General features: G+C 68.7%; 18 protein-coding genes. 7 read left to right on the plus strand and 11 right to left on the minus strand.

Features of this window, described 5'->3' with window-relative positions:
- Positions 1-47: 47 nt before the first annotated feature.
- On the plus strand, positions 48-1,151 hold the full coding sequence (locus Q8A52_RS33390) for an acyltransferase family protein (RefSeq protein WP_316758255.1): 1,104 nt from the start codon (positions 48-50) through the stop codon (positions 1,149-1,151).
- A gap of 47 nt (positions 1,152-1,198) precedes the next feature.
- The gene (locus tag Q8A52_RS33395; RefSeq protein ID WP_316758257.1) at positions 1,199-3,325 is read left to right on the plus strand and encodes a PIG-L family deacetylase; all 2,127 of its coding nucleotides are present in this window, start codon (positions 1,199-1,201) and stop codon (positions 3,323-3,325) included.
- A 98-nt stretch (positions 3,326-3,423) separates the two neighbouring features.
- Here the strand turns inward: Q8A52_RS33395 and Q8A52_RS33400 are convergent, their stop codons facing one another.
- The gene (locus Q8A52_RS33400; protein ID WP_316758259.1) at positions 3,424-4,635 is read right to left on the minus strand and encodes an erythromycin esterase family protein; all 1,212 of its coding nucleotides are present in this window, start codon (positions 4,633-4,635) and stop codon (positions 3,424-3,426) included.
- 58 nt (positions 4,636-4,693) lie between these two features.
- Here Q8A52_RS33400 and Q8A52_RS33405 point away from each other — a divergent pair, with 58 nt between their 5' ends.
- Positions 4,694-5,431 (plus strand): TioE family transcriptional regulator, encoded by a 738-nt coding sequence (locus Q8A52_RS33405; RefSeq protein WP_316758260.1) that lies wholly within the window; start codon positions 4,694-4,696, stop codon positions 5,429-5,431.
- A 110-nt stretch (positions 5,432-5,541) separates the two neighbouring features.
- On the opposite strand, the gene Q8A52_RS33410 is transcribed toward Q8A52_RS33405, so the two are convergent.
- From Q8A52_RS33410 to Q8A52_RS33425, 4 genes are all read right to left on the minus strand, one after another.
- Positions 5,542-6,333, minus strand: a complete 792-nt coding sequence (locus tag Q8A52_RS33410; protein ID WP_316758263.1) for a COG4705 family protein — start codon at positions 6,331-6,333, stop codon at positions 5,542-5,544.
- Positions 6,334-6,859: 526 nt separating this feature from the next.
- Positions 6,860-7,231 (minus strand): cupin domain-containing protein, encoded by a 372-nt coding sequence (locus tag Q8A52_RS33415; protein ID WP_316758265.1) that lies wholly within the window; start codon positions 7,229-7,231, stop codon positions 6,860-6,862.
- Positions 7,232-7,365: 134 nt separating this feature from the next.
- Positions 7,366-7,686 carry a ferredoxin gene (gene fdxA, locus Q8A52_RS33420; RefSeq protein ID WP_316758267.1) on the minus strand — a complete coding sequence of 107 codons (321 nt, stop codon included), beginning with the start codon at positions 7,684-7,686 and terminating at the stop codon, positions 7,366-7,368.
- A 193-nt stretch (positions 7,687-7,879) separates the two neighbouring features.
- A complete protein-coding gene (locus Q8A52_RS33425) occupies positions 7,880-8,041 on the minus strand; it encodes a hypothetical protein (RefSeq protein ID WP_316758269.1) in 162 nt (53 codons plus the stop codon).
- Positions 8,042-8,143: 102 nt separating this feature from the next.
- Here Q8A52_RS33425 and Q8A52_RS33430 point away from each other — a divergent pair, with 102 nt between their 5' ends.
- Positions 8,144-8,851 (plus strand): helix-turn-helix transcriptional regulator, encoded by a 708-nt coding sequence (locus Q8A52_RS33430; protein WP_316758270.1) that lies wholly within the window; start codon positions 8,144-8,146, stop codon positions 8,849-8,851.
- Between the two features lie 293 nt (positions 8,852-9,144).
- On the plus strand, positions 9,145-10,266 hold the full coding sequence (locus Q8A52_RS33435) for a PP2C family protein-serine/threonine phosphatase (RefSeq protein ID WP_316758272.1): 1,122 nt from the start codon (positions 9,145-9,147) through the stop codon (positions 10,264-10,266).
- Positions 10,267-10,430: 164 nt separating this feature from the next.
- Here the strand turns inward: Q8A52_RS33435 and Q8A52_RS33440 are convergent, their stop codons facing one another.
- Positions 10,431-10,955, minus strand: coding sequence for an HD domain-containing protein (locus Q8A52_RS33440; RefSeq protein WP_316758301.1), 525 nt, complete (start codon positions 10,953-10,955; stop codon positions 10,431-10,433).
- Between Q8A52_RS33440 and Q8A52_RS33445 the strand changes: the two genes are divergently transcribed.
- Positions 10,902-11,036 carry a hypothetical protein gene (locus tag Q8A52_RS33445; protein ID WP_316758274.1) on the plus strand — a complete coding sequence of 45 codons (135 nt, stop codon included), beginning with the start codon at positions 10,902-10,904 and terminating at the stop codon, positions 11,034-11,036. The two genes, Q8A52_RS33440 and Q8A52_RS33445, sit on opposite strands and share 54 nt — an antisense overlap.
- Positions 11,037-11,722: 686 nt before the next feature.
- On the opposite strand, the gene Q8A52_RS33450 is transcribed toward Q8A52_RS33445, so the two are convergent.
- The 5 genes from Q8A52_RS33450 to Q8A52_RS33470 are packed head-to-tail and all read right to left on the minus strand — an operon-like array spanning position 11,723 to position 14,989.
- Positions 11,723-12,349 carry a DUF6875 domain-containing protein gene (locus tag Q8A52_RS33450; RefSeq protein WP_316758276.1) on the minus strand — a complete coding sequence of 209 codons (627 nt, stop codon included), beginning with the start codon at positions 12,347-12,349 and terminating at the stop codon, positions 11,723-11,725.
- Entirely contained in the window at positions 12,346-12,909 is a 564-nt protein-coding gene (locus tag Q8A52_RS33455; RefSeq protein WP_316758278.1) for a hypothetical protein, read from the minus strand. The genes Q8A52_RS33450 and Q8A52_RS33455 overlap by 4 nt, the downstream gene beginning before the upstream one ends.
- A gap of 9 nt (positions 12,910-12,918) precedes the next feature.
- Positions 12,919-13,119 carry an MbtH family protein gene (locus tag Q8A52_RS33460; protein ID WP_316758280.1) on the minus strand — a complete coding sequence of 67 codons (201 nt, stop codon included), beginning with the start codon at positions 13,117-13,119 and terminating at the stop codon, positions 12,919-12,921.
- Between the two features lie 44 nt (positions 13,120-13,163).
- Entirely contained in the window at positions 13,164-13,400 is a 237-nt protein-coding gene (locus Q8A52_RS33465) for an acyl carrier protein (RefSeq protein ID WP_316758282.1), read from the minus strand.
- Positions 13,397-14,989, minus strand: coding sequence for a class I adenylate-forming enzyme family protein (locus Q8A52_RS33470; RefSeq protein WP_316758284.1), 1,593 nt, complete (start codon positions 14,987-14,989; stop codon positions 13,397-13,399). The genes Q8A52_RS33465 and Q8A52_RS33470 overlap by 4 nt, the downstream gene beginning before the upstream one ends.
- Before the next feature lie 407 nt (positions 14,990-15,396).
- Between Q8A52_RS33470 and Q8A52_RS33475 the strand changes: the two genes are divergently transcribed.
- The coding region (locus Q8A52_RS33475; protein WP_316758286.1) for a condensation domain-containing protein at positions 15,397-16,922 on the plus strand (1,526 nt) is incomplete at its 3' end.

Here is a 16,922-nt window from a genome sequence, read left to right on the forward strand (position 1 = left end):
CGCGCCCCGACGAGGCACTTCCCATTGTTCACAGGAGAGACAAGGCCGTGTTTGATCAAGTCAGTCGCGCGCGCAGTTCAGCACTGCAAGACAACGGGGACGCCGCAGGAGCCGGTGACCGTCCTCAGCGACTCTACGTGTTGGACGCGCTGCGACTCATCGCAGCGCTCGCCGTGATGGCCTATCACTACCTGGCCCGGGGCGGCGGCTGGCACACAGACGTGAAGGCGATATTCCCAGCTGCCTTCCCTGTTGCCGCATACGGCTGGCTTGGTGTCCAACTCTTCTTCCTGATCAGCGGCTTTGTCATCTGCATGAGCTGCTGGGACAAGTCGCTGCGGGAGTTCTTCGTCTCGCGTGTGGTGAGGCTCTATCCGGCCTACTGGTTCGCGGTCGTCGCGACCACGGTGACCGTCGCGGTGATCCCCGGTGGCGCGCACCCGCTGCCGGGGAGCGATGTACTGACCAACCTGACGATGCTTCAAGAGGCGCTCGGTGTGCCCCATGTGGACGGCGCGTACTGGACGCTTTTCGTGGAGCTGAGGTTCTACCTTCTGTTCGCGATCGTCGCGTGGTGGGGACTGACCTACCGCCGTGTGCTGCTCTTCTGCTGCATCTGGGCCGCGGCCGGCGCACTCTATGCCCGGGCACCGGTGAACGACCCGGTACGGCTCCTGCTCATGCCGGACAGCAGTTGGTACTTCATCGCCGGCATCGCGCTCTATCTCATGCACCGGTATCGCCCGAACCTGATGCTGACCGGCATCGTCCTGCTGTGCTTCTGCGCGTCACTCCCCTTCGCGCTGAACACATGGAAGAACACGGGCACGTACATGGGGCACACGGTTCCGTCATGGCCAGTGATCGTCATCATCGCAGCGAGCTTCGGGATCATGACGCTCGTCGCCACGACGAAACTCTCCTGGATGTCGTGGCGATGGCTCGCCGTCGCGGGCACCCTCACCTATCCGGTGTACCTGCTCCATCAGGACATCGGCCGGGAGCTGTTCAGCGTGCTGTCTCCGCACGCGCCGCCCGGCGCGTTGCTCTGTCTGGTGGTCGCAGCAATGCTGATTCTTGCCTGGCTGGTGCACCGATACGTCGAGCGCCCTCTCGGACGCCGCCTGAAACGAGGCCTTGCCCAACTCTGATCGGCGCCGTGCAGGCCGTCCCCGGATCCCTGCACACGCGTCCTTGCATGGTCCTCTTCAGCATCATCATCAGGAAGGTCCTCCACGCCATGCGTCTGCTGAATCCCTTCTCCGCCGTCGCGTCGTCGGGCAAGCGCACGTCCACGGTCCTGGCACCCCACGTACAGATCTGTGCCCACACGGACGATGATCTGTACTTCATGACGCCAGACCTCTGGCAATCCGTGCATTCCGGGATACCCCAGGTCAATGTGTACCTGACGACGGGCGAAGCCGACGGCATCAATCTCGCCATGGACGATGCAGCCCGCAGGACCGCCGCGCCTGATTTCGCGGGCTACACGGCCGCCCGCCAGCATGGAATCCGGGCCGCATACGCATTCATGGTCACGGGCAGCCGCCGGGCCACCTGGCAGCGCTCCGTGATGAAGATCCGGGGAGTCACAGCAGAGATCAACCGCCTTGCCGAGGGGCACATCACACTCCTCTTCCTCAACCTGCGCACCGGCCGGGGCGCGCAGAATGCCAACCTTCTCGATCTGTGGCAGCAGACCAGTAAGAAGCTGGCCACGCTGCGCCCGACATCCAGCCCGATCCCCGCCAGATGCGATGGGCAGTCGCTGACCCGAGATGCCCTCATCGGCACGCTCACCGAGATTCTGCAGGGCTATTCCCCAGCCGTCGTTCGCATCATGAACCCTGATCCACAGTGGACCGTGATCGACAAGAAGACGGGCGGCATCACTTATTGCGACAACTCCGATCACACGGCCGCCGCCCTCTTCGCCATGGCAGCGCTCGAGAAGTACGAGCGAACCGGCCGCCAACGGCCCGCCGCCGTCGAAAGCTACGTGGGGTACTGCAACAAGCTGCGCCCCCGGAACCTCAGTCCCCAGCAGGCCGCCCGCAAGTTCTCCTATCTGGCGGTCTACGGCGGCGAGGACGGCCATGACTGCGAGCAACCGCCAGGCCTGTGCGGTGACAGGCCCCTCGGCAACCGTGCGTACAACCGCTTCTACGGGCAGAGCACGAACTATCGCTGGCATTCCAGCACCAACTGGCTCCAACGACTGTCCGACGGACGGCTCGCCGCCTTCGCCGTGCTCGGCGGCCGACCGGTCATGTGGGTCCAGGACCAGCCCGGCGGTGACACGTGGTCGGGACCGGCACCACTGGGCCACTTGCCGGCCGACGGCGGCCGCGTCGTTGCGCGTCTCGACGCGACACGCGACGCCGGCGGCCGCGTCCACGTCATCGCGGTAAGGGCTGCGGTCGGCCCCTCCCCCGAACAGCAGCAGCGCAACCTCCTGCACATCGCCGAGGATCCCGTGACAGGCGAGTTCGGTGCCTGGAGCGACATCGGCAGCCCGTACAGCACCTCGGCAGAACACGAACCCCAGCGTCGGGCCTTGGGCATGCCGGTGATCGTTGCGTCTGGTGACGGCGTTCGGGTCGCAGTCCGCAATTTCGGTACGGGTCTCAGCTCTCGTCTCCTTAGCGAGAAGAGATGGGAGCCCTGGAGCGACCTGAAAGGCAGCGTTCTGGAAGGCATGGCTGCCATCGCCAGGAAGGAAGGCACCGTCGAGTTCTATGGCACCAGCAGCACCAGTGGCATGGGCGTCCTGCGCTGGTACCAGACCACCCCTGGTGGAGGCTTCACCCGCGACTACGGCACCCAACTCGCCCAGCCTGCCGCTCCCATGTCGCTCATCGAGCAGCCGGACGGGAGCCTCCTCATGTACTCCCGGCAGCCCGGGACCGGATGGCTGGTTGCCAACCGTCAGCACCGTCCGAACGGCACGTGGAACACGCAGCCCGAGATCGCCGCCACCACTCCGGGCTTCGGTCCCCTCGCCCACACCGCACTGTCCGGAGGGAAAGCTGCGGCCCTGATCCAACGCACCGACGAACACGGGCTCAGCCTCTGCGTTCAACCCCTCGACGGCAGCCCGATACGACAGGAGTGGACACCGCTCGGCGGCGGCCCGTTCGTCCATGCCCCCGCCGTCTTCCTCGACAGCCGAGACCGACTGGTCATCGCCTACATCGACGCGCAGGCCTGCCTCACCACACTCACGCTCGACCTGTCCAGCGACCGAGAACTCACCAGCCTGCCGTCATGGAGCACCCATCACATACCGGGCTGTCAGCCGGCAAGTCGCCGACGGCGGTGAACGAGACCATTCGTCGGCGGTGGTGTCAGCCGGGACAAATACAACCAACGCTCCATCGTCATCGCGGAGTTCGAGATGAACTCCCTGATGAGCCGAAGTCAGTGGTGCTGGATCTGTGGGACGTCCTTGACGAATACGATCCCGTCGCTGTCCGCCAGGTGGGCCGGGTCGAGCGGGGCATAGCCGAACCAGGGGGATTCGCGGCGCACGGGCCGCGTATCGCCGAGGGCCGTGGCCAGCCGCGGGCCGTCGATGACGCAGCGGTCATCCGGGAGCGCGTACAGGAGTCCTTCGACGGTGTCCGGCGGCGGCGTGTCCACTCCCTGGTGCCGGATCGTGCCGAGGGCCGTGGCCACGAAGGCGTACCCGTCGCCGAGCTGGGCGCTCACCAGCGCGCCGGCGCTCCACCACTCCACCGGTCCCTCCCACATCTGCATCGTGCTCTTCACCCGCTGGAGGTGGGAGTTGTGGGCGTGGATGAGTGCCGGGCCCCGTTCGGCGAGGGCGAGGAGATTGTGGGCCATCATCTGGTCCCGCACGCCCAGCAGCCGGTTCATGCGAGCCGGTGAGGTGTCCGCCATCCAGTAGTGGTAGCGCAACAGGCCGGTGGCGGTTCGCCCGTACAGGCACGCCCGGTCCCAGTCGTCCCGCGAGGTTGCCGTGATCAGGTGTGGCATCTGCTCGTCGAGCAGCGCCACCAGGTCGTCGGCGAGCAGTCGCAGCCGACCGGCCTGGGCCGACTGCCCCACGGATTGGGCCGGGTCCATCATCGCGGCGGGATTGGTCCACCGGTCGTTGGTGTCGAGCAGCTGGTCGAGTGCTTCCGCGGTACAGGGGATCAGGTCCGCGTCCACCTGGGCCGAGAGGTAGCCGTGGAGTGCGGTGAGGGCCTGCCGGGGGCTCGCGGCGCCGGTGATTTCCAGCGGGCCGTCGAAGCCGGCGAAGCGGAGCCGTTCGGACTCGGGCCGGCCGTCGTTGTACGCGCGCATCCAGCACACGAGTTCGCGGTTGGCCTCGGAGGTACCCCAGCCATGACTGAATCCGTGCTCCATGGCCTCGTCGAGGGTGCCCGTGCCCGAGCTGACGTAGTCGTCCACGACCAGGCCCATCATGCAGTCGCTCTCGATCGCGACCGTCCGGAAGCCCTCCTGCTCCACGAGTTGCCGGACGAGGTCGTTGCGCAGGTCGAGCAGCGTGTCCTCACCGTGGGTGGGCTCGCCCAGTGCGAGCAGCCGGGGCCGGGCCGGAAGCAGCCTCATGATGGCGGCGGCCTCGACGGGCTGGGCGGTGTCCTTGATGTCAGTAGCCATGCCTTCAACGGTATCGTTGAACCTTCGGTTGAAACTTTTCCGCGATATCGTCAGTTCTATGGGGCGGAACCTTCAAAACAGCGAACGGCTCAGGCCGGTTGATCTGGCGCGCGGGCACGGTCTGTCCACGCAGGCGGTCAGGAACTACGAGGAGGCCGGCATCCTTCCGGCCGCCGGTCGCACACCCCACGGCTACCGCACCTATACACCGCTGCACGCGCGAGCCCTGCGCGCGTTCCTCGCCCTGGTGCCCGGCCACGGTCACCCGACGGCAACGTCGATCATGCGGGCGGTGAACGAGGGTGCGGTCGACGGGGCGTTCCGCCTCATCGACGAGAGCCACGCCCAGCTCCTCGAGGACCGCCGGACCCTCCAGGCCGTGGAGCGCGCCCTGCGCGACCTGGAGCCCACCACGACCGCCCGCCCCGACACCGCGCCCGGGCCCGGGCCCGACGGCACGTTCATCGGTCCGCTGGCGGAGAAGCTCGGAATCCGACCCGCGACGCTGCGCAAATGGGAGCGCGCCGGACTGGTGCGCCCGCGGCGCGACCCGCTGACCGGGTATCGCGTCTACGACGACTCCGACGTGCGGGACGCCCGGCTGGCCCACCAGCTCAGGCGCGGCGGCTACCTGCTCGAGCAGATCGCCCCGCTGCTCGCCCAGGTACGGGCGGCCGGAGGGCTGGAACCGCTGGAGGCCGCACTGGGCGACTGGCGCGGCCGGCTGTCCGCCCGTGGGCGCGCGATGCTGGCCGGGGCGGCCGAGTTGGAGGCGTACCTCCGCGAGCGCGGATGAGCCTTCGGCGGTCGGCCGAACAAGGACTCCGGGCACCAGGACAGGCCCGTCCCGGCACCACCCCATTGGCAGACTTACTACGCCCGCCACCCGACATTCAGCCTCGGCCGTCAGGTCGCCTGACCATCCGGCACGTCGTCACGGGAGACGGCCAGGTAACCCACGAAGGACACGATCGCCACCGTCCAGGCGAGGGTGACCGGACCCAGCCCCAGTCCGAGCCCGCCCCGGGTGTGGCCGAGCGCCATCCAGTCGGCGAGGGAGGCGCCGAGGGGACGGGTGATCACGTAAGCGGTCCAGAAGGCGGTCACGGCGTTCAGGCCGGTGAAGCGATGGGCAACCGCGGGCACGCAGATCGCGGCGGCGAAGAGGACGACAGAGCCGAGGTATCCGAAGCCGACGGTGGCGGTCAGGTCGCCGGCCGCCGTGCCGAGGGCGAACGTGGCGAGCACGGCCGCCCAGTAGAAGGCCTCGCGGCGGCGGGTGCGGATGCTGAGGATCGACAAGGTCCGCTCACTGGCGAACCAAAGGGCGAATACGGCGGCCAGTGCGGTGAGGAAGAGCGGTGTGGACACCGTGTAGGAGATGCCGAGTCCGACGTGCAGGACGTCGGCCGCCATCGTGCCGAACACGCTGACCATGACGACGGCGGTCCAGTACACCCATGCGACGTACCGGCGGACAGCGAGCTGAATGGCCAGGGAAGCCACCAGGGCCAGGCCACCGAGCGCGACTGCTGGTACCGGGCCGAGCAGACGGGCCAGCAAGTCCGACGCCGTCTCGCCCATTCCCGTGGTCAGCACTTTGATGATCCAGAAGTAGACGGTCACTTCCGGCACCTTGTTGGCCATGGCACGGAGGGGGGCGAGGGGGCGGTCATCGAGAAGGTGCTCTGCTGTCATGAAGCGCACGATGACACGGTGAAGTCCCGGTTCTACAGGTGCCTTTGCCATTGTTTTGAGGCTTCTAATGCATGAGTTTCAAAACCGTACAGGCAGCCTGACCGCAACCTGAACGCCATGACGAAATCCCTGGTCAGGCTGGTTGGGCCAGTGATAGACGTGGACTTTCGCATGCCTTACCTCCCCCCGATGCCAGCCAGGCGTCACGTAGTACCGCGGTACCACCGGAACGCCCTGGTTCAACCTCGGGTGCCACCGATCCGGGCGATGCCGAACTTAGGTTGTGGGTGTGGCGTCGGACCCGACGGACGCCGAGCCCGAGAGAAAGAGCGCCAATGATCGACGCACGGCAGCTGACCAAGAGGTACGGGGAGAAGACAGCAGTCGACGCCTGGAATTCGTCGTGAAACCGGGCACGGTGACCGGCTTTCTGAAGGTGACCGCGCCCGCGGTCGCGGCCGACATGGTGTTCATCGATGCGCTGCCTTTCTGCCGTGCCGAAGGACGGCTGTCGGCGTGTGGAGGATCAGGCCGGCGGCCAAGACGCCAGCCGGGCCGCGAACTCCGGTGGCGAGACCACGACCATGAGCGAGGCCGCCTCCGCACCTGGGTTGGCCAGACCGACGCGCTCGCCGACGGCGATGTGGGCGGCGGCCGTACCGGCCGTCAGCGTCCGGGCCTGTCCGTCGTGGTGCAGCTCGACGGACCCCGCCAGGGGGATCAGCACGATCTGTGAAGCGCCGTGGTCGTGTTCGGGCATGGTGGCGCCTGCGGGCAGTTCTATGTGGAGGACGGCGACCTGGTCGGAGGTCACCGCAGTTGTGAGCAGGGCCGCGGTCGGGCCGCCTGGCACGGGCGCGCGGCGGCGGGGCGAGGTGGCGATCTCGGCGACGTGCATGATGTGCCTTCCTCGGTGTGCGGGTGATGCGGCGTGCGGAGCGGACGGGACTGTGCGCCCACTGCGCGCTCCGGCGGGCCGGCGGGTGCCGGGTCGGCGAACGGCTCCAGCCCGGTGGCCGGCTTCCGGCGCTCTCACTCTCCCTGCGGCGGCAGAGCGGCGATCAGCGGATGGTCACGCTCGATCAACCCCAGCTTGGCCGCACCGCCGGGCGAGCCGAGAGGGTCGAAGAATTCGGCGTTCGCGCGGGTGTACTCATGCCACTCGGCCGGTACGTCCTCCTCGTAGAAGATCGCCTCGACCGGGCAGACCGGCTCGCACGCCCCGCAGTCCACGCACTCGTCCGGGTGGATGTACAGCGATCTCTGTCCCTCGTAGATGCAGTCCACAGGGCATTCCTCGACGCACGCCTTGTCCTTCACGTCCACGCAGGGCTGCGCGATCACGTAGGTCATCGGCGCACCTCCTCTCATTGGGCAGAGGTTTCCAGCGCGGAGTTTCTACGAATAATACATGTAATAATTAGCTGCGTCCGTTCGGAGAGGATCGACACCCTCGCCCGCACCGACGACTCACACCGCGCGAAGGGCATCGCCCAGAGCACCGAGGCGTATCTGACCACCCACCTCGCGGTGGAGCAGAGCGCTCCTACCCGCCCTCGCCGAGCTGCCCGCCGGCGAACTCGGCATCTTGGCCGCGAACTTCACGACCCTCGTCGACGACGGTCGCCTCGAACGGCCCGCCGTCCTGGACGTCACCGTAAAACGGCCCGTTGCAGTGGCCGGTCCGCATCGGCCGGATCGCCTGCACGGCCTGACTCGCCGACCCCGACGACCAATGACCACGCCAGCGGCGGACGTAGGGGACAAGATTTTCTCGTTTCTACGGCACACACTGGGTAAAATTGGCGAAATGAGCGAGCAGACGTTGCATGATCCGACCGCCCCTCCCGCCGTGGGCGAGAGCCGGGCCCATGTACTCGACGTACTGCGCGCCGCTCCCGAAGCAGTGGGCGTACGGGAGATCGCCGAGCAGACGGGCCTGCACTCCAACACGGCCCGGTTCCATCTCGACACGCTGGTGAAGGAAGGGCTCGCCGAGCGCAGCACCGAGGGACGCGGCCGGCCGGGCAGGCCGCGCACCGTCTACCGCGCCGCCTCCGCCCAGGTACCGACGGGCCGCCGCAGCTACCAGCTACTGGCCCAGATGCTCACCGGCCTCGTCACGGAGGCACTGCCACAACCGGCGCAGGCCGCGGTCAACGCCGGGGAGGCGTGGGGCCACTACCTCGCCGACACCCCCTCGCCCGCCCAGCGCATCGACACCGAGGAGGCCATCCGGCGGCTGACCCAGGTGCTCACGGACGTCGGCTTCGCCCCCGGCCCCGTTCAGGACGGGCCGGACCCGGTCGTCCCACTGCGCCACTGCCCGTTCCGGGAAATCGCAGAGGAACACCGCGACGTGGTCTGCTCCCTGCACCTGGGCCTCATGCGCGGCGCCCTGAAGGAAGTCCGCGCTCCGCTGGGCGTCAACCGGCTGGAGCCGTTCGTCGAGCCCTCGCTGTGCCTGGCCCACCTCACACCCGCGGAACAGCACCACCGGGCGGGCCGCACTGCCTGAGCCCGCCACCACGGCGCTCACGACCTGCCTCCGGCGCCTCGTGACCTTCCCGGCAGCGCGGTCACACCGAAGCCGTCCCAAGGCCGCCCGGCGCGCGGGAGCAGGTCCCCCGCCAAGCCTTCCCGGCGCCCACCGTCTGTCCCTCACGCACCCCCATCCGGTGACGCCTTGGTGTCACCACTACTCACCGAATCCAGGCAGCGGACGAACAGCGATAAAATTACCGGAATCGGTGGCCTGGCCCCCGGACGGACCTGGGCTCCCGCTCGACCTGTGTGACCTTGGGGAACGGCATGGAGGCGAGGTCTCCTGAGGTACGCGGAGTCCCGCACAGCACTCGTGCGCGGGGCAGGCTCCTGCCCGTCCTGCCCGCCCTGCTTCTGGTCATCGGCCTGTTCGTCGGCCTCTTCACACCCCGTGATGTCAGGCCGGACGCCTTCCTCGCGACGGCCATGGTTTCCGCCGCCGCGCTCCTGCCCCTGTGGGGGACCGTGCTCATCGGAGTGGGCGCGTGTGCGGTCTTCCTCGCTTTGATGGTGGAATTCGATGCGCTGCAGGATGCGACCGCCTACTCCGAGCTGGTCACCCTCGTGGCGATCGCGGCGTTCTCCGTCTTCTTCAACCGCATGCTCAGCCGACGCGCCCATCAGCTGGTCCAGGTCCGGTCAGTGGCCGAGACCGCCCAGCTGGCGGTGCTGCATCCGATACCGCGACACCTCGGGCACGTGACGCTCGAGAGCCTGTACCTGGCCGCCGCGGCGGAAGCTCGGATCGGCGGCGACCTGTACGAGGCGATACGCATCCCGCACGGCGTACGGCTGCTCATCGGAGATGTACGCGGCAAGGGCCTGCTCGCGATGCAGGCGGCCGCGATGCTGCTCAGTGCCTTCCGAGAGGCCGCCCACGACGCACCCGACCTGCCCCACCTCGCATGCCGCCTGGAGACGAGCGTGAGCCGTAACGCCTCTCAGTACCCCGGGATCCCGGGGTCGGAGATCGCTGAGCGCTTCGCCACCGCGCTCCTCGCCGAGATCCCGGACGACGAACCGGTCGTCCGGATCGTCACCTGCGGCCACCCGCCCGCGCTGCTGCTGCACCGCGGCGAGGTACGGGAGCTGGAGCCCGCCGCTCCCTCCCCGCCGCTCAACCTGGGCGACCTGGTGAGCGACGGGTATCACGTCGACCTCGCGCCCTTCCACCCCGGAGACCAGCTCCTGCTGTACACCGACGGGGTCACGGAGACCCGTGACGGCTCCGGCGCCTTCTACCCCCTCGCCGAACGCATCAGCTCATGGAGCGGCGAGGCGCCCCACCAGCTCCTCGACCATCTCCACCGCGACCTGATCGCCTACAGCGGCGGCGACCTCGACGACGACGTCGCTGCCCTCGTCGCCCGGCGGCGCCCGATCCTCTGACCGAGGCCGCCGCCAGGCAAGCCACTCGTCGCCGTGCCGCGCGCCCACGAGACCGCAGGACGGTCGCCGCGCTCGGGTCCACCGACGCAGGGCGCAGCCCGGGCAGTACGGCCTGGCACCCGTGCAATGCACGGCCACGCCTTCGACGCAGTGCGCGATTCGGCTCAGCGCGGTTGCGACCAGGTCGGCCCCAACCGGCTGCCCTGCCTCTCGTGTGTGTTCAGGCCGTCAGGGTCCTCCCCCGCGTCCTCCTGCCGGGCCTTCCGCGCGGCGATGCAGCGGGCGTGGGCCGCCAGGAGGGCCGGCATCGGCAGGAGCGCACCACCCGGGTCCTTCGCCGCGTCGTCCCAGCGGCGCAGCGCCACCGCGTCCGCGGCCAGAGGATGCGCCGCGAACCGAGCCGCCTCACCCTCGTCCATCGGGCCGCCCTGGACTTTGAGGGAGGCGACCGACACCGGGCTGAGCAGGCCGTCATAAGCCGGGTCGGTCGCTACCAGGTAGCGCTTGGCAGGTACGTGCTGGGCGATCACCCACGCCGCCCGTTCGCCCAGCCTGTGCCGGGCGAACGCGGCGCCCGCCAACTCGTGCGGCAAGCCCGGGTGTTCGGCCCGAGCCGGCCGGGCACGACCGATGTCGTGCAGCGCCGCGGCGACGACCAGTTCGTCGTCCGCGCCCGCGTCCAGCGCCAGCCGGGCCGTCTACAGCGCGTGCGACCGCTGATCGACGGCCTCTGCGCCGTACGGCAGCCCCGCGAGGCCGTCGACCAGTGATGTCAGTTCCTCGCTCGTGAGCGGGTCGCGAGGACGGCGTGCGGTCATCGGTCCCCCGTTCCGCGGATGGTCTCCGCCAGTTCCTCCGCGAGCCGTGGGGTCGCGGCGACCACGCCCGACCAGCGGCGGGAGAGGTCGGAATCGATCTCCAGCGGCCGTGCACATCGATCACAGCTCCGCCCGCGGCGGGTACGGTCACCATCGCCGCCGCCACGCGTCGGCGATGTGCGGCTGCGGCCGAAGGAGGCTGACCGCCGCGCCGTCCAGCTCCGTACGGCCGCTGGTCCGGTAGGGCGACGGCTGCCCCGCCACCGTGTGCCACCCAGGCTGAATCCGGGCCATGCCGAGGCAGAGAAGCGACGGTTACGACCTGTCGAACGAGTCCGGTCTCTTACGGCTACCCGACCGGACGACTCGACCCGGTCCCGGGGCCTGCGGCCCACGGCTTCCGCACCGCGAACGGGAAGATGACCTGCGAGGAAGCCTGGTGCGCGGCAGCTACGGGGCCACCGTGACGGCACACGGCGCTCCGGCGGCCCTGCGCCGAGCGCCACTGGGGCCTACGCCTCGTAATCAGCGCCATGGGCGGAGCCGCCGCGCCATGTGAGCTGGACGCAGCCCGAAGGAGAGCCTGCAAACACTGCCGCGCTGGACGGTGTTGCCCGATCTGCAGCAGCGGGGACGGATCAGAGGCCGTAGGCCTGCTCGCTCTGGCGGTAGCGCTCCACCAGGAGCGGGTCCATCAGCGTGGAGCCTGGTCCGAAGAACTTGCCGAACTTCTCCCGGTACTTCTGGAACCAGTGCGGCCGGTCGGACAGGAAGAAGATGTCGTGCAGGGCGATGGCTCGGACGGCAAGGACGGGTACCGGTGCCCTGCTCACCGCGAAGCGGGGGTTGCGTGCCGCGGTTACCTCGCAGTTCTCGTGGAACTGACCGATCATCAGCCCCCGCTCCACGAAGTCGTCCTTCACCCGCGCCTGGGCCCGGTCGAGCAGTCCCGTGTCCGCGCTGCGCAGGTCGGGGAGGACGACCACCATGGCCTGCAGCATGGGGTTCCTGCCCTGCCAGGTCGTCTCCTCGTACTCGCGCAGGCTGCTGCGGGCGATCTCCTCGACCAGTTCGAGGGTCGGCGCATGCCCGACCAGCCGCAGGCGGATCTCGAGTGTCCGGTTCTTGCGGGAGGGTGCCACGAACGGGCAGATGGGCCCGGTACGGCCGATCTCCGGATGGTTCGCCGATATGTAGTCGGTCAGCCATGTGTCGACCGACTCCAGCGCGGCCGCGAAGTCGACGACGGGTGCAGTGGACGTCATGTCGTACCTGTCAGTTCGGTGACGCGGTCGACAGCGATGCGGGCGAGCCGGTGGATCTCCGTTTTGTCGGGGATGCGAGTGTTGACGAACGTGAGGAGGTCGTCCTTCATGACGATCACCCACGAGGTCTCGATGCGGAAGTGGTCGACGGTGGACGACCAGCGCGCCAGGAAACCGCCGTCCCCCAGCTCGACCGCCTCCAGACCGACCCGGGCGATGTCGAGCTGCACGCCGTCGTTCAGCTCCATCCGGTACTGCGCACAGTCGCGCACCGCGGCGAAGAACTCCTGGTACACCTGCCGGCAGGCACCGTTGCCGAATTGCGCGACGTGGTGGAAGACCACGGACCCCACGATGTTCGTGAACAGGGCGGAGGCATGGTGTGTCGTCTCGGGGTGGGTGCCGTGCGTGAGCATGTTCGTCAGTTCGACGATGGCCCGGCCCGACTCGTCGCCGGAGACGAAGACGGGGTCATAGGCCGCGCTCGGTTCCTCGCCGAAGAACAACTCCTCGAGATCCTCCTCCCTCAGCAGCAGCTGCCCGAAAGCGGCGTCGTCCATCGCGTTCTCCTATCGGCGTACGAGGCTCAGCGGGCGCATGTCGGTCCAGTGCTCCTCGACATGGGCGAGGCAGGTCCCGCGGTCGGACTCGGCGAGCGCGACCGTCCAGCCGGCGGGCACCTCGGCGAAGGCGGGCCACAGCGAGTGCTGGCCCTCGTCGTTGACGAGCACGAGGAAGGTGCCCTCGGGGTTCTCGAATGGGTTGGTCATGCGTGCTCCCTGAGCAGAAGAGGTCGAGATGGGGAACGGGTTCGTCAGTGCTCTTCCAGCACCCTCGTGACGTACTTGTGAATGCCGTCGATCGAGGTGAACAGCGACATGTCCGCGAACTGCGGGTCGATCACCACGCCGTGCCGCTCCTCCAGCATGTGCTGGAGGACGACCAGCGTGAGCGAGTCGATCGCCAGCTCGGCATCGTCCGGCAGTTGCTCGGGGGGTCCGAGTCCCGCGTTCTCGCTCAGGATCGCCCTGATGTCGTCCTTTGTGATCAACGGTCCCCCTGTACCTGCGGCGACGATTCCGACGTGACGCGCTCGCGCATCTCCGCGCGGTCGCGGACCAGCTTTCCCATCGAGTTGCGCGGCAGCTGCCGCATGACGAAGAACCGCTTGGGGATCTTGACCGGACTCAGCCGCTCCCGGCACCAGGCGATGAGCCGGTCCGGGGTGAGCGCCTCGTCGGCAGCCACGAACGCCTCGATGACCTCCCCGTGGGCCACCACGGCCTCGTTCACCCGGGGATGGGCCAGCAGGACGTTCTCGACTTCGGCGAGGTCAACCTTCAGCCCGCCGACGACGATCATCGAATCGGCCCGGCCGAGCAGACTCAGGACCCCGGTCGCCGGGTCCTGGTGGACCCGGTCGCAGGTGCGCAGCCAGCTGTCCGTGAAACGATCGGCGTGGTCGCCGTACAAATAGGGTGAGCGGTCCATCCGGACATAGAGCTCGTCGCCGACGACCTTCACCTCGGCACCCGGCACCGGGGCTCCCAGCTGCGGGGGCGCGGTGGTTCCGGACAGGTCGCCGGCAAGCAGCCCGATCTCGGTCAGGCCGTAGACCGGACTGACCGGCACGCCGAAATGAGCGCGGAACTGCTCGTAGGTCTCCTGCGGCAGCAGTTCGCCACCGGACACCGCGAGCCGCAGGGCGGGCAGTGCGGGCCGGGAGGCGAGCCGAGTGAGCAGGTCGTAGTGAACGGGCGTGCCGTACACGGCGGTTGCCTCGGTGCGGGCCATCAGCCGCACCACCTCGGCCGGGCGCAGCGTCGGCGGGACGATCAGGGCCGCCCCGGCCGCGAGGGCGTGCAGCACACCGCTGACCAGGCCCATGTTGTGCATGACCGAGTTCAGCAGCATCACCCGGTCGGTCCGGCCGGGGATACCGGGGAGCGCAGCGTGCCGGTCGAGTTCGGCCAGTACGGAGTCGGCGGGCCGGCCGATCACCTTGGGCCGGCCCGACGAGCCCGAGCTGAACTGCACCAGGCGAATTCCGTCGACGGCGGGCCGGCCCTGCGGCAGCCGCTGGACGGTGAACTCGGAATCCTGGCGGAATCCGGCCACCGGTCCTTCGGCCCCGGCCGCAGCGACGACGTACTGCGGGCGCACCAGGTCCACCAGCGGCTCGTACTCGGCGGGTTTCAGCCGGAAGTCGACCAGGACCACCTGCGCGCCACGGCTCCACAGTGCAAGCAGCACATGAAGATAGGTGAAACTCGGTTTCATCCGCAGAAGAACCGAGCTGCCCTCCACAATCCCCTGCTCCCGAAAACGCCGCCCGAGATCGGCGACCGCCGTACGTAACTGCCCCCGGGTGACCGGCACGCTGGAAATCGCCCACAGGTCATCATCCGCGCCCCGGCTCAGCAGATGGCTTCCCCACCACGCATTCGCCATACACGCATCCTTTTGCGAAAACAGGTCCACGAAATGTTCCGTGCAGAATTCGATGAGGGCGAAACTAACACTGCCGTGAAACGTCGGGCAAGCGCCCCGGCGATCCGTACGGCCCGCCCCGGCGAAGGTCGGAGCCGGGACTGGACGTTCCCGCGAGCGGGTGGTCCTTCCCGTGCGACGAGTTGCCACGCCACGTCGGAGGGTTTGGTAACCGGGGTCCGCACAAGGCCGTTGACGAGCCCGCTACCTGCGCCGTTCGCCGCGGCGGCGTGCGGCGGGCCGCCGTGCCGCCGGTTTTCGGACCGCGCCGGCGGGGCCCGTTGTCCCGCCGGCGGGACGCCGCCGGGACATGCGTTTGGCATAAGCCATTGATCTCCTTGACCCTCCACAGCTCCCGGGTTAGGTTGACCTCGGTTGTACTCCCGGGCGGTTATGCCCGATTCCGAGATCTACGGCGGCACGCGTCGCTCCGACCATCCGACGGCCGTCGTTCCTCTGTCACCCGGTCGTATTGCTGACCCCTTTCCGGGTTGTTACGAGCTTTTCATTCCTGTCTCTCCGGCCATCCGCGCGGGGGAAATTTCGGAGGTGGAGACTTGTCCGTCAGCGCTGGCACCACGCTGCCTCTCACGGCCGCCCAACGTGAAATCTGGATCGCCGAGCAGCGGCTGGGGCAGGCGAATCGGGTTTTCCGGGTGGGCGATTACCTGGAGATCCACGGACGGGTGGACCCGGTGCTGTTCGAGCAGGCCCTGCTGCTGGTCGTCGCCGAGGCCGAGGCCCTGCATGTCCGCTTCGCCGAGGAACGCGGCGAGGTCCGGCAGGTCATGCGCGGGCCCGGCGACTGGACGCCCGCGTGGGTCGATCTCAGCGCGGAGCAGGACCCCGAACGGGCCGCCCGCGAGTGGCTGGAGGCCGCGGTCGCCCGGCCGATGAGCCTGGCCGAGGACCGACTGTTCGAGTACGCGCTCCTGCGCTTGAGCCCCAACCGCTTCTACTGGTACCAGGGTTATCACCACGCGGTGATGGACGCCTTCGGGTCGCTGCTGATCACACGCCGGGTGGCCGACGTCTACACCGCGCTCGCGCAGGGCCGTCCGGTTGACCCCAGCCCCTTCGGCTCACTGTCCGACCTGGTGTCCGCCGACCAGCAGTACCGCGAGTCGGCACAATTCATCCGTGACCGGGCCTATTGGATGCAACACTTCGCCGACCGCCCCGAACCGACCGGGCTGATCGGCCGCCCGTCCACCACGCCGGACCGCTACCTCCGGCACACCGCCGGCCTGGACCCGGCCGAGCTGACCGACTTACGCGCGGCGGGCCGGCGGGCGCGGGTGCCCTGGTCTCACCTGGTCATCGCCGCCACGGCCGTCTACCTCCACCGGACGACCGGCGCCTCGACCGTGGTGCTCGGTCTCCCGGTGACGGCACGCCTGGACCTGGTCCAGCGCCGGACGCCCGGCACGGCCTCCAACGTGCTTCCGCTCAGGCTCTCGCTCCGACCGGACATGACGCTCCGCGAGCTCCTGGACGGCATCGGGGAGCGCGTGCACGAACTGGGCGGCCACCAGCGGTACCGGGCCGAGGACCTCCAGCGCGACCTCGACCTGCCCGGCAGCATGGGGACTTGGTACGCCCCGGTCGTCAACGTCATGTCCTTCGACTACGCGCTGACCTTCGCCGGCCTGCCGATCACCGCGCACAACCTCTCCTCCGGCCTGGTCGGCGACCTCACGCTCGCCGTGTGGGACCGACGCGACGGCACCTGCCCGACGGTCGACCTCAACGCCCATCCCGAGCTGTGCCGGGACGACGAGCTGGCGGCTCACCACCGACGTCTGCTCACCGTGCTGCGGACCCTCACGACGGCGGAGACCTCCCTGCCGGTCGGCCGGATCGACCTGCTCGCCGACGAGGAGCGGGCCGCCCTGCTCGCCGCACCGAACGACGTCCCCGAAGCGAGCAAAGCCACCTTGCCCGGCCTGTTCGAGGCGCAGGCCGCGGCTCACCCCGACGCCGCGGCCGTCGTCTCCGGCCGGACCACGACCACGTACCAGGAACTCAACGAACACGCCAACCAACTCGCCCACCACCTCATCGCCCACGGCATCGGCCCGGA

It is taken from the genome of Streptomyces herbicida (genome assembly GCF_032656585.1).
Taxonomy (GTDB): Bacteria; Actinomycetota; Actinomycetes; order Streptomycetales; family Streptomycetaceae; genus Streptomyces; species Streptomyces herbicida.